Origin of the sequence: Candidatus Tenderia electrophaga (assembly GCA_001447805.1) — a bacterium.
In the GTDB taxonomy this organism is placed as follows: domain Bacteria; phylum Pseudomonadota; class Gammaproteobacteria; order Tenderiales; family Tenderiaceae; genus Tenderia; species Tenderia electrophaga.
This window is the reverse complement of the sequence record CP013099.1, coordinates 2759871-2772158: the sequence shown is the minus strand read 5'-3', so window position 1 is coordinate 2772158 and position 12288 is coordinate 2759871. Positions and strand designations below refer to the sequence as shown.

Here is a 12288-nt window from a genome sequence, read left to right as displayed (position 1 = left end):
CATGGCCAAGATCGAATTGCACAATGTGAGCAAACACTTTGGCGAGAACACGGCGGTGAAGGACGCCGATTTTACCATTGAAGACGGCGAGTTCTTCATTTTGGTCGGGCCCTCCGGCTGCGGCAAGTCCACCCTGTTGAACATGATCATGGGCCTGGAGGATGTCAGCACGGGTGAGATCCTCGTCGACGGCGAGCGCGTCGACGACCTCGATCCCAAGGACCGCAACATGGCCATGGTGTTTCAAAGCTACGCCATTTATCCGCATATGAGCGTGCGCGACAACATGGCCTTTCCGCTCAAGCTCGCCAAGCTCTCTGCCAAAGAGATCGAGCGGCGCATCAGCCAGGCCGCCGAGATTTTGGAGCTCGGCGACTTGCTGGAGCGCAAACCGCGCGCCCTGTCCGGCGGTCAGCGCCAGCGCGTCGCCATGGGGCGGGCCATCGTGCGCGAGCCCAAGGCGTTTTTGCTGGATGAACCGCTGTCCAATCTCGACGCCAAGCTGCGCGTGCAGATGCGCACCGAAATCGCCCGGCTGCAGAACCGGCTCGAGACCACCACGGTATATGTGACCCACGACCAGACCGAGGCCATGACCCTGGGCGATCGCATCGCCGTGCTGCGCCAAGGCGAGGTATTGCAGATCGGCACGCCACGCGAGCTGTATGAGACCCCGGACACTTTATTTGTGGCCGGCTTTATCGGGTCGCCCGCCATGAACTTCGTGCCGGCGCGCTATCGCGACGCATGCGTTGAAACCCCGGCGGGGGCAATGGCCTTAACGCAAGACCAGCGCGCGGCGCTAACAGGCAGCGACGGGCCGCTGGTGGCGGGCTTTCGTCCGGAACACCTGCAGGCTGTCGAGCAGGCACGGGACAACGAGCTGTGCTTTGAGGCCCAGGCCGAAGTGGTGGAATGGCTGGGCGCCGATCTGTTCGTATACTTCGGTCTTGATTTCGGTGACTTCGAAACGCTGCGCCTCCCCGGCGATCTGGACATCAGCGCCAACAGCGATCGTCTCGAACTGGTCGCCCGTATCGACCCGAGCCACGGCATCCAGACGGGTGACCGCCTGACGCTATGTATGTCGCCCGAGCATCTGCAGCTCTTTGACGCCGACAGTGGTGTCCGCCTGAGGCGTGGCTAAGCACAGCCGGTTGCGGCAGCCATCCATCCAATAGGCGTCCGGCCGGCACGGTGTAAAAAGCGTCGGAATTATTTACACATCATGTGCGGGCGTATTGCACGTTTAAGTCATATTTCCCAATGAAATCAACTGTTAACAATTTTAGGTATGGTTATTGCTAATATTAGCAATAAATAAATATCTAACATGAAGGTGGCTAAAATGAAAAAAATGTTGATTTCGATGTTTACCCTTGCCTGCGCCAGCGGCAACGCCTATGCAGTGCCCATCACCGAGGTGGGTGACGCCGGTGATCTGATGGGTACCGCCCAGGTGCTGGGGGCAGGGGCCACCTCGGTCTCCGGTTCGGCCGGCACGGGCGATGTCGATTTGTTCAGTTTCGGGTGGAGCGGTGGCGCCTTCAGCGCGACGGTGAGCGCGACGGGTGATTCACAGCTTTTCCTTTTCGATGGCAGCGGTTTGGGCATCCTGGCCGATGACGATAGTGGCAGCGGTGTCAATGCGTTCATATCCACCGTGCTGGTGACCGGTGACTATTTCTTGGGCATCGATGGCTACAATAATGAACCGACGTCGGCGAGCGGTAATATCTTCAATAATGGTTGTTGCGGCACCGAGCTGCCCACCGGACCGGGCGCGGCCGACCCCTTGTCGAGTTGGACCGGCGGCGGCAGTGCGGGCACGTATACGATTTCGTTCAATGCGGCGACGTCTGCGGTTGCCGGCAGTGTCCCCGAACCGGCCAGTCTTGCCTTGCTGGGGCTGGGGCTGGCCGGCCTGGCCTTATCCAGAAGAAGAAACCCAGTTAAAGCATAACCACCGGGGTGGGGCGAGCGAGGCCGGTGGGCGCCGGCACCTGCATCAGGCGACGCGCGCCAGTACCAACAATTGATAGGGTGCCATCGCCAGTTCCTGGGTGGCGGTGAGCACCCGCCCGCCGTAGAGATCCACCATGGTCTTGCGCATGCCCATCTGGCGCAGGCGCCGAGCTTCCAGTCCCTGTTCCCGTTCACTGAAATTGGCCAACACGAAGACCACGTGCTGAGCGTTACTGCGAACAAAACCGAACACGTGTTGGTTGCCCGTGGCCACGAACTCGGTATCGCCGCGCGAGAAGGCCAGGTTCTGACCGCGCAGTTGGATCAGGCGCAGCAGCCCCTGATAGACGCGGCCCGGCGCCGACGCCGTATCACGGCGCTGTTCGGCGCGCCCGGCATCGAAGTTGGTACGATGCAGCCAGCGCGAATCGCCGCTCTTGGCCGGGTCTTGATCGTAATCGTAATTATTTAACATGGCCACCTCATCGCCGAGATAGATCAGCGGAATGCCGCCCATGGTGATGATGACGCCGTGGATCAGCAACATGCGTTGGAGAGCGAAATCGAGTTCTTTCTCGTCTTGCTCGGCCAGCGCCTTTTCCACCCCCGCCAGCGAAGCGCAGGTGCCCGACACGCGCGCATCGCCGCTGATCGGATCTTCCTGGAACGGCGCGCCACGGGCGAAGCTGCCTTCGAATTTGCCGCTATAAAAACGGGTCAGAAAGCGGCGGTGCTGCCCGGGGTCGAAGCCCACCGCTTGGACGTCATCATCGGCGAAGGCCCAGCCGATGTCATCGTGGGAGCGCACGTAGTTGACCCAGCCGCAGCCCTCGGGCATGGCGTAGCGGTGCTGCATGGCGTGTTGCAGCACGCGCGTGTCGCGGGTGGCCAGCGCCTCCCAAAGCAGGGCCATGAGCTGGGGATTGTAGGACAACTGACACTCCCCCATGTCGATGTATTTGCGCACTTCGTCCGGATGCACGATGGCCTCGGATTTGAACACCATGGCCGGCGCGGCGATGCTGGCGACGGCGTTAAAGGCCTGGATGATCCAGTGTGCCTCAGGCAGGTTCTGGCAATTCGTGCCCAGGCGTTTCCAGATGAAGGCCACCGCGTCCAGGCGCAGGATCTCCACGCCCTGGTTGGCCAGAAACAGCATCTCCTCCAGCATGCTGTTGAAGACCGCGGGATTTTCGTAATTCAGATCCCATTGATAGGTGTGGAAGGTGGTCCAGACCCATTTCTTGATCCGCGTGCGATAGGTGAAAGCGCCCGGATGATCCTCGGTGAACACCTCAGGCATGGAACGTTCGAAGGCGTCCGGCAGCTCGCGGTTGGGGTACATGCGGTAGTAGTCCTGGTAGTCTTTGTCGCCGGCCAAGGCGCGCTGGGCCCAGTCGTGTTCGTCCGAGGTATGGTTGAAGACGAAGTCCACCACCAGCGAAATGCCGTGATGGCGCAGTTCTGTGGCCAGCGCCGCCAGATCGTCCATAGTCCCCAGGCGTGGCTCCACCTCGCGATAACTGCTGACCGCGTAGCCGCCGTCGTTGTCGCCCTCCGGCGCCTTGAACAAGGGCATCAGGTGCAGATAGGTGATGCCCAGTTCTGACAGGTAGGGGATGCGCTCGCGCAGCCCTTGCAGGTCGCCGGCGAGCAGGTCGACATAACACATGGCGCCCACCATGCGGTTGGAGTGATACCAGTGGGGGTCGGCCTCGCGCAGGGCGTCCAGCGCCTTTAGCTCGTCCGGGCGCGCCAGCCACATTTCGGTGGCGGAGGCCAGGATGCCCTCCAGGTGGTAGTAAAAATCGTGTTTGTTTCCGTAGAGCGCATGCAGACGTTCGAACAGGCGCGGAAAATGCTTGCGCATGCGCTGCGTATAGGCCTGCCACTCGGTGGGGTCGGTCTTGTCACTGTAACGCGCCTCGATGCGCGGCATGAGTCGCTTTAGGGCCGTGGCGCTGTGTTCCGGGTTCGAAAGGGCTGTGTCGGGCATCAGTGCCTCCTTATTTCGTGACCGTGTTGGTCGGGCCGGGGTATCCCAGACACCGGCCATGTTGGGGTCGCATGACAGGCAGGTTCAACTCGACATTATGCGGCTTGCAGCCGGTGGCTGCACTGATAAATCTCAAGCCCTGCGACGGCTCGGCGGGCGTGCGGCACATTGAAAAATCTCAATGATAACGGACTGCTGATCTGTTCTCATAAGGGTCGAGCGGTTGCCGGGTTTAGTAAGAGGAGAGACGAATTGGAAGAGCGACGCAAACGCAAGGACAAAGTCGTGGCCTTCGTCATGGCGGGCGGCGAGGGCAAGCGCTTGCGCCCCCTGACCACGGAGCGTTGCAAGCCGGCCGTGCCTTTCGGCGGGCGTTATCGGATTATCGATTTCGTCCTCAGCAACCTGATTAACTCCGAAATCCGCGCTATCTATTTATTGGTGCAATATAAGGCGCAGTCCCTGATCGAGCATGTGCGTAAAGGCTGGACCATTTCGCCCTTGTTGCCCGACCAGTTCGTCACTGTCGTGCCGCCGCAGATGCAGGAGGGCAGCAGCTGGTTTCAGGGGACCGCCGATGCCGTCTACCAAAGCCTCGGCCTGCTGCGCCGACACCGGCCCGACATGGTGGCCGTGTTCGGCGCCGACCATATCTATCGCATGGATGTGCGTCAAATGATGCGCTTTCACCGGGATCACCATGCCGACATCAGTGTCGCCGCCTTGCCGGTCCCCTTGGAACAGGCCTCCAGCTTTGGCGTTATCGAGGCCGAACATGACGGTCGCATCCTCGGTTTTGCCGAGAAGCCGGCCCGCCCCCAATCCATGCCGGGTGACTCGAACCGGGCCTATGCGTCCATGGGCAACTATCTATTCAATGCCGATGTCTTGATGCAGGCGCTGGAGGAGGCCCATGAGCGCGGCGAGACCGACTTTGGTCATCACGTCCTGCCCCGCCTGCTGTCCACGCACCGCCTCTATGCCTATAACTTTGCCGACAACAAGGTGCCAGGTGTAAAGGACTATGAAGAGCCGAACTATTGGCGCGACGTCGGTAATCTGGATTCCTATTTCGACGCCCATAAGGACGTGCTCGGCCGGGAACCGTGCTTCGATGCCTTTAATCCTCAGTGGCCGATATTCTCCAGTCACTACCAGGGGCCGGTGGCGCGGGTGTTCGAGAGCGAGATAGATAATTGCCTGCTGGGGGCGGCGGCCTTGGTGGATCGGTCCAAGATCCGCAACAGTATCATCCGCCGCGAGGCCGTGATTGAGCCGGGGGCGGAGTTGGAGGATTGCGTCATCATGGACTATGTGCGCATCTGCGCCGGTGCACGCTTGCGGCGCGTCATCGTGGACCGTCACAACTGCATCGAGCCCAATGCCCGGATCGGCTTTGATGCGGCGGCGGATCGTGCCCGTTATCACGTCACCGAGGGCGGTCTGGTGGTGGTACCGAAGGGACGCACCGATTACTTTGCACGCAATTCCCGCGGCGCAGGACCGGGCTACGAGGAGTAGGGCTGCGGGAACGCGCGCCCGTCATTCGTTGATCAAGACGGCCACCGGAAAGTCGGCAAACAGCTCGGCGGCGGCAAAGCCCTGTGAGCCATCCGCACGCGCACGAGCCTGTACGCTTCGATCGGTAAACAGGTGGCGATAGGGCCGCCCGTTCGCCTCCGGCAGTGCCGCCACCCAAGTATCCGCCCAGACGGCTTCGCCCAAGGGCAATTTCTCGGGCTCGCCCTGCAACAGGCGGAAATACCAACGGGGCGCTGCGCAGATCAGCTGGCGATCCTGCCAGCGGCGGGCAAAGGCGCAGATATGCTCCCCTTTTGCCCCTGTCACGTCCAAGGCCAGGTAGTCGCCGTGCTGGAACAGTTCGGGGTGGCGGCGGCGCAGGGTCAGGATGCGCCAGGTGAGATAGAGCTTGGCGCGTCCGTCTTCCAGCGCCGCCATCAACGACTGTGTCAGCTCGGTGAGGGCTTGGTCGCTGCGGGTCTGGTCGATCAAGCCTTGCAGTAGGCCATGATGGTGGCGGTGATCCACCGGGCGGCGGTTGTCCGGATCCACCAAGTCGAAGCGCCATACCTCGTTGCCCCGATAGATATCCGGGACGCCGGGCATGGTGAACTTGAGCAGGGCCTGGGACAGACTGTTATAGAGACCGCAGCGTGCGATTTGCCGTTGCAGGGGAATGAAATCGTCGAGAAAGGCGTTCTGGCCTGGGCTTTGCAACACGGCGCCGACGAAGTGGTGCATGGCCGCCTCGTATGCTTCATTGGGATTGATCCAGGAGGTATGGTCCTTGGCTTCACGGATCGCTTTGATCATATACGTCTCGATGCGCTGCCTGAAGGCATCCAGGTCGCCAGCGGCGTCATCCAATGGCCAGGCACCGACCAGTGTCTGGTAGAGCAGGTATTCGTCGTTGCGGTTGGGTGCGTGCTGGTCATCCACCAGGCGTTTGCGATGACGATTCAGACGGCGCCAGCGCGATAGATAACGGCGCCACTGCGGCACGATTTCCGACAACACATTGATGCGCGCGCGCACATCCTCGCTGCGCTTGCTGTCATGGGTGGAGGTGTTGATCATGGCGTGGGGCCAGCTGTCCAGACGCTGCTTGTTCTCGCCATGAAAGGCCGCTGTGGAGATACCGACGCTGCGCGGGTCAAAACCTACGTCGTTCAGTGACACCAGCCGGTTGAAATGATAGAAGGCGGTATCCTCCATGCCCTTGGCCGTCACCGGTGCCGTGTATTGCTGGACCCCCTGTACGAACTGGACCACGCGCCGCTGCAGCGATGGTGACCGTTGGCTCTGCCCGGTCAACAGCAAGAGCTCGCAGATGAAATCGAAGATGAGGGGTTCGGTATTGGGATTGCGGCGCTTGGCCTGGGCCACGGCCCAACGGACATGGTGGCGGTCCACCTCGCTGACCTGGGTGGCGGTGACATAGCTGCGATAGACCGGGAAGCAGGCCGCCACCTCGGTCAGGGCTCGGCTTAATCCATGCAGGGTGAAATCACGGCTGTGGCGATCGGCCTCGGCGATGCCGTTGAGCTGATTGGCGAGCACGTTCAGTTCACTGGATAAGCTGCTGTTGATAATCCGTTTCTTGCGCACGTAGAGCGTCTCATCAAAATCGGCACTGTCACCGCTGAAATTTTTATACAGGCGACTGAGCCGGTTTTCGTCGTGTGGATAGACGAACAGGCCATTCAAGAGCCGGGCGCTCTCATAGCCGGTGGTGCCCGCCACCGGCCACTGACTGGGCAGACGTTCGTGACTGGCCAGTATCTTTTCCACGATGACATAAAAGGGTGACGGCTCGGCCGTCTCCGCCTCGCCCAAGGCCGCGCCGATCAGGCTCTGCAGGTCCCGGCAATATTTGTAGGGGTCGGAGAGGCCGTCCAGGTGGTCGAGACGCAGGCCCTGAATCTGATGGGTGGCGATGAGTTGGTGGATAAGGCCGTGGGTGGCCCGAAACACCTCCGGCAGCTCTACCCGCAACCCGGCCAGATCATTGATATCGAAAAAGCGTCGGTAATTGATCTCGTCGGTGGCCACCTTCCAATAGGCCAGGCGATAGGCCTGGGCCTCCAGCAGACGATGCAGTGGATCGAAGCTCTTGGATTGCTCGGGCTTGCCCTGGAATTCGTTTAGGGTGTGATCCAACTGCGCCTGGACAGGGGGAGAGTTCTGATGCCAGGCCGCCAAGCGTTGTTGGCACGCGGCGGCTTCATCGTGGCGGCGTTGGCGTTGGACCCTTGCCAGTTCGGTCCGACGTGGCAGGGCGCGGCAGGCCGCCATAATGCCGTCGAGCTCGGCGCCGGCGTCTTCAGCGAGCGGGGGGATGGCCTCGAGGCGTTGTTTCAGACGGCCCAGGATATGGACATAGGTGCGTGGATCGATTGGGAACAGGTGTTCGTAGTAGCGCACGCCGAAGCTGCCGTGTTCTTGAGAGAACTCCAGTTGTAAGGCGCCGCTCTCCAATATTGTGCCGTAGTGATCCCCCAGGAATGGCAGCAGGACTTTATTGTTCAATGCGGTCATCACCGGGTGCCAATCGATATCGAAATACTCGGCATATAAGGAGGCCTGGCCGTGTGTCAGCACATCCAGCCACCAGGCGTTGTCATCGCCGCCTACGCCCATGTGGTTGGGCACGATGTCCAGGATCTGGCCCATATCGTGCTGTTTCAGGGTGTCCACGAAACGCTGAAAATCGGCCTGATCGCCGATCTCCGGGTTCAGCGCATTGTGGTCGACGATGTCGTAGCCATGGGCACTGCCGCTGCGCGCCTTGAGATAGGGCGAGGCATAGATATGACTGATGCCCAGCTGATGCAGATACGGAATAAGGCGCGTGGCATCGGCAAAGGTGAAGTCGCGGTTGAATTGCAACCGATAGGTGGCGTCGGGGACAGCGCGCGTTTTCATCGCGAGTGGCGTGCCTCATCCAGATACCAGCAGACTGACCACGGGGGCAGCGCTAGCGCATCGGCTTGTGTCGCCGTCGGATGGGTGCTGTAGAGTAATCGTCCCGAAGGACGATCGAGCGCTGCGATCGATGTATCACCCAGATTGGCCAGCAGCGCCAGCCCGGCGCCATCGCCCAGGGACCAGTCCACGCGCAGGCCCTGCCCGGCCCAGGTGGTGGTAGCGGCTGCACCCCCCACCAGATTGTGCAGGCGGGGTATCACCTCGGCGTGGCGCAGTGCCAGCAGTTCTTTATGCAGTGTCAACCACGGCTGGTGATCGGGACTGTGGCGCGCCTGCCAGTCGAGGATGGCCTGGTTGAAGGTGGCCTCGGCCATGGGGTCGGGGATGCGCTCGCGCGCGGCCGGGGCGTTGAATTCGGGAAAATGGGCGAACTCATTGCGTCGTCCTTCCACCACCTTCTCGGCCAAATCGGCGCCGAAGTCGCAGAAAAAGGGGAACGGCTGGGAGCTGTTCCACTCCTGGCCCATGAACAGCAGGGGCGGGGCGGGGGCCAACAGCAGCAGGCTCAGGGCGGCGCGCAGGCGCTTGTCGTCGGTGAGTGCGGCGATGCGCTCGCCAAAGGCACGATTGCCCACCTGGTCGTGATTCTGCAAAAAAGAGACGAAGGCGGTGGCCGGCAGATGCGCGCTGGCCTCGCCCCGCGCTTGTGCCTCGCGATAGGCGGAAGCTTCACCCTGGTAGGCGAACCCCTCGCTCAGGCAGCGCTGTAGATGGGGCAAGGGGTGCGGCGCATAGTCCATGTAATAACCTTCCCCTTCGCCGGTGAGCAGTACGTGCAGGGCGTGATGGATGTCATCGTTCCATTGGGCGACATAATGTTCCGGTCGGCCATTGGCGCTGCGCCTCAGATAATGGGCGGCATTGCGATCATTCTCCAGCACCAGATGGATCTGGCGCTGGTTGCCGAAGTGCCTTTGCACCCGCTCCGCGAGTTCGGTGAGGATGTCCGGTTGCGAGTCGTCGATGATGGCGTGCACGGCGTCCAGGCGCAGACCATCGAGATGATATTCCGCCAACCAGTACAAGGCATTGTGAATGAAGAATTCCCTGACCCAATGGCTGTGCTTGCCATCATAGTTAATGGCCGCGCCCCAGGGGGTATGATGGCGCTCGGTGAAGAACTGTGGGGCATAGGCGTGGAGATAGTTGCCCTCGGGACCGAAGTGGTTGTACACCACGTCCAGGAACACCATTAGCCCGCGCGCATGGGCGGCCTCGACGAGGGCCTTGAGGTCCTCCGGACGGCCGTATTGGCTGTCGGGGGCGAACAGATAGACGCCGTCATAGCCCCAGTTGCGCCGACCGGGAAAGTCGGCCACCGGCATCAGCTCGACGGCGGTCACCCCCAGTTCGACCAGCGTGTCCAGGCGCGCTTGGATGGCGGCATAGTTGCCCTGTGGGCTGAAACTGCCGACGTGCAGTTCGTAGATGACGGCCTCCTGCCACGGCCGCCCCAGCCAGGCCTCATCCTGCCAGGCCCAGGCCCGGGGGTCGACCACCTCGCTGGGGCCATGCACATCCTCCGGTTGATAACGGGAGGCCGGATCCGGGACGTGCATCCCGGCATCGATACGAAAGCGATAGCGGCTGCCGTTGCCGGCCTGTTCGGTCACCCATTCGAACCAGCCTTCATCCTGGCGCGTCATGGGCAGACGGGTCTCTGCCTCGCCTTCGATCAGGCACAGTTCGACGCGCTGCGCCGCGGGGGCCCAGAGTCTGAAGCGTACCCCCCCCATGTCCAGGAGTTGGGCCCCGAAGGGCATGCTGTGATGGCGTTGTTTACCCGAGTTGGATGCGGTCATGTCCCTCATTCAATAATGCCACCATCAGGGTAAGATATTCGCGCAGATGGCGGGTGATAAGAAAGTTGTCGCGCACCAGGGCCTTGGCCTTGGCGCCCATCTCCTCCAGCCGTTCCTTTTGGTGTAGTAGATAGCGGATGCGCAGGGCTGCCCCCTCGGGCGTGTTGACGAGAAAGCCGGTGTGGTAGTTCACCACCTGCAGGCGAATGCCACCCACATCGCCGCCGATGACAGGTTTTCCCTTCCACATGGCCTCGGTGACTGTCAGGCCGAAGCCCTCGCGCAAGGATTTTTGCACGACGATGTCCGCGGCCCGCTGCAGCGCGTTGACCTCCAGGTTGGCGTCGGGCGGCAACAGCAGTACATGAATATCGGCATCATAGGCGGCCGCCGTCTTGACTTCGTCCAGGACGACTTCACCTTCCGGATCATCGGCGGCACCGCCGCCGGCGAGCACCAATTGCAGTCCGGGGAGATAGCGCTTGGCCAGGCGATAGGCCTGGATGACCCCCACCGGATCCTTGAATCGATCGAACCGCGAAATCTGCACGATCAAGGGGCGTTGGCGGTCGATCTGGTATTGGTCGCAGATCTCGGCGATGGTCTCTTCATCCAGGTCGATATTCTTTTCCGCCAGCGGATCGATGCTGGGCGGAATCAGGTACTGGGGATGGGGCAACTCCTGGGCGAAGGCCGCCAGGGAAAACACACTGGCGTCATAAGGTGCCACGAACTGGCGCAGATATTTCCATACGGGTCGATAGGGATGACTGGCGTCGATATGGCAGCGCCAGATCCATTTACCCCTGCGATTGGGGCACAGCCCGAGCAGCGCCGCCGGTTGCGGGTCGTGGATAAAGACGAAGTCCGCCGCCTCCAGGGTGGGACGCAAACGCTCGGCGTTGTGCGCATTGGTGGCCTCATAGGACTGGAGCAGGTGGTCACCCAAGGGGATGCGATTACCCTGCAGGGTGTTGTGCATGCCCTTGGTACATTCGAAGAAGTCGCTATCGCCGCTGATGACCTCCCATTGGGTATCGATACCCAGTTCCCGGGTCAAGGGCACCATCTTATTGAGGATCTCGGCCACCCCGCCGCCACTGCGGGTGGAACTGACATGGACCAGCTTCATGCCCTGCAGCGGCTGGGTCAATTGTTGCAGCTGGGCGATGACATCCGGGCCGGTGACACGGGCATATTCCTCCAACAGGCTCATGCGTGAACCTCCGGGAAATGGCTTTGTAACAGGGAAATCAATTGTCGGCGCAGTTCGCTGAGGCTGCCGAAATAGGGATCCACCGCCTGCAGCGCTTGCTTCAAGGGGCCGTACTGCTCACCGAACAGGGTCAACCAATCGCTGAAATCGTCATGGCCATGTTCGGTGCGGCGGCGCGCATCGATGAAGTGGTAAAAGATGCTGCTGGTGGAGAGTTGAGACACGATCTTGGCGAGTTCCTGCGGCCGTTGCAGGCGTCGGCCGGTATCGAATACCACGATCTGGGAACAGATGAACACAAATGGCTGGCTGGCACGGCTCCAGGATAAGTATTCCACTTCCTCCAGACGAATATCGATCTGTTCGAGAACCTCGCAGCGCAGCGCCTCCAGATCGGTGGCGCGGGTGGGGTCCAACACGGCCAGGCGCTCCGCCAGTGCGGCGTCGTGGATGCCGTGCTGCATCCAGGCGGCAAAGTCGTTATTGTATTCACGCTCCTCGAAACGAGGCTGTAGCAGCCCGCCCCAGAAGTGGTGATAGATGCTGGCCGCATCGATGTCCTGCAATTCACGGCGGAACTCCCGTAATAATGTGACCTTTTTACCCGTCGCCAGGGCCACCAGGGCGCAGTCCTTGATGGCGAATGATGCGGGCGTATTGCTCGGCTTGGCAGTGCCGGCTTCAGACATGTCCTGAATCCCCCTTCAATCCATCCGTGTTACGTGTGAACACCTTAATACTAGATTCTCACTGGCTTCACTATATTCTTACATCCCGCGCATACGAATACATTGCGGTTT

General features: G+C 61.0%; 8 protein-coding genes. 3 read left to right on the top strand and 5 right to left on the bottom strand.

The window, feature by feature from the left end:
- The first annotated feature begins 1 nt into the window (after nucleotide 1).
- Both Tel_12690 and Tel_12685 read left to right on the top strand, forming a co-directional pair.
- A complete protein-coding gene (locus Tel_12690; protein ALP53922.1) occupies nucleotides 2–1147 on the top strand; it encodes an ABC transporter ATP-binding protein in 1146 nt (381 codons plus the stop codon).
- Nucleotides 1148–1333: 186 nt separating this feature from the next.
- A complete protein-coding gene (locus tag Tel_12685) occupies nucleotides 1334–1963 on the top strand; it encodes a hypothetical protein (GenBank protein ID ALP53921.1) in 630 nt (209 codons plus the stop codon).
- 45 nt (nucleotides 1964–2008) lie between these two features.
- Here the strand turns inward: Tel_12685 and Tel_12680 are convergent, their stop codons facing one another.
- Nucleotides 2009–3961, bottom strand: a complete 1953-nt coding sequence (locus tag Tel_12680) for an amylosucrase (GenBank protein ALP53920.1) — start codon at nucleotides 3959–3961, stop codon at nucleotides 2009–2011.
- Nucleotides 3962–4258: 297 nt separating this feature from the next.
- Between Tel_12680 and Tel_12675 the strand changes: the two genes are divergently transcribed.
- The gene (locus Tel_12675) at nucleotides 4259–5482 is read left to right on the top strand and encodes a glucose-1-phosphate adenylyltransferase (GenBank protein ALP54866.1); all 1224 of its coding nucleotides are present in this window, start codon (nucleotides 4259–4261) and stop codon (nucleotides 5480–5482) included.
- Between the two features lie 21 nt (nucleotides 5483–5503).
- Here the strand turns inward: Tel_12675 and Tel_12670 are convergent, their stop codons facing one another.
- From Tel_12670 to Tel_12655, 4 genes are read right to left on the bottom strand one after another with little or no spacing between them, the layout of a single operon-like run.
- The gene (locus Tel_12670) at nucleotides 5504–8407 is read right to left on the bottom strand and encodes a malto-oligosyltrehalose synthase (protein ALP53919.1); all 2904 of its coding nucleotides are present in this window, start codon (nucleotides 8405–8407) and stop codon (nucleotides 5504–5506) included.
- A complete protein-coding gene (locus Tel_12665; protein ID ALP53918.1) occupies nucleotides 8404–10272 on the bottom strand; it encodes a malto-oligosyltrehalose trehalohydrolase in 1869 nt (622 codons plus the stop codon). The genes Tel_12670 and Tel_12665 overlap by 4 nt, the downstream gene beginning before the upstream one ends.
- Complete coding sequence (locus Tel_12660) at nucleotides 10250–11488, bottom strand: glycosyl transferase family 1 (protein ALP53917.1); 1239 nt, start codon at nucleotides 11486–11488, stop codon at nucleotides 10250–10252. Before Tel_12660 ends, Tel_12665 begins: the two co-directional genes overlap by 23 nt.
- Nucleotides 11485–12177, bottom strand: coding sequence for a hypothetical protein (locus Tel_12655; GenBank protein ALP53916.1), 693 nt, complete (start codon nucleotides 12175–12177; stop codon nucleotides 11485–11487). The genes Tel_12660 and Tel_12655 overlap by 4 nt, the downstream gene beginning before the upstream one ends.
- Nucleotides 12178–12288 lie beyond the last annotated feature (111 nt).

Coding starts and splice junctions, on each gene's coding strand:
- Tel_12690 (ALP53922.1), top strand. CDS start 2: ATGGCCAAGATCGAATTGCACAATGTGAGCAAACACTTTGGCGAGAAC.
- Tel_12685 (ALP53921.1), top strand. CDS start 1,334: ATGAAGGTGGCTAAAATGAAAAAAATGTTGATTTCGATGTTTACCCTT.
- Tel_12680 (ALP53920.1), bottom strand. CDS start 3,961: ATGCCCGACACAGCCCTTTCGAACCCGGAACACAGCGCCACGGCCCTA.
- Tel_12675 (ALP54866.1), top strand. CDS start 4,259: ATGGCGGGCGGCGAGGGCAAGCGCTTGCGCCCCCTGACCACGGAGCGT.
- Tel_12670 (ALP53919.1), bottom strand. CDS start 8,407: ATGAAAACGCGCGCTGTCCCCGACGCCACCTATCGGTTGCAATTCAAC.
- Tel_12665 (ALP53918.1), bottom strand. CDS start 10,272: ATGACCGCATCCAACTCGGGTAAACAACGCCATCACAGCATGCCCTTC.
- Tel_12660 (ALP53917.1), bottom strand. CDS start 11,488: ATGAGCCTGTTGGAGGAATATGCCCGTGTCACCGGCCCGGATGTCATC.
- Tel_12655 (ALP53916.1), bottom strand. CDS start 12,177: ATGTCTGAAGCCGGCACTGCCAAGCCGAGCAATACGCCCGCATCATTC.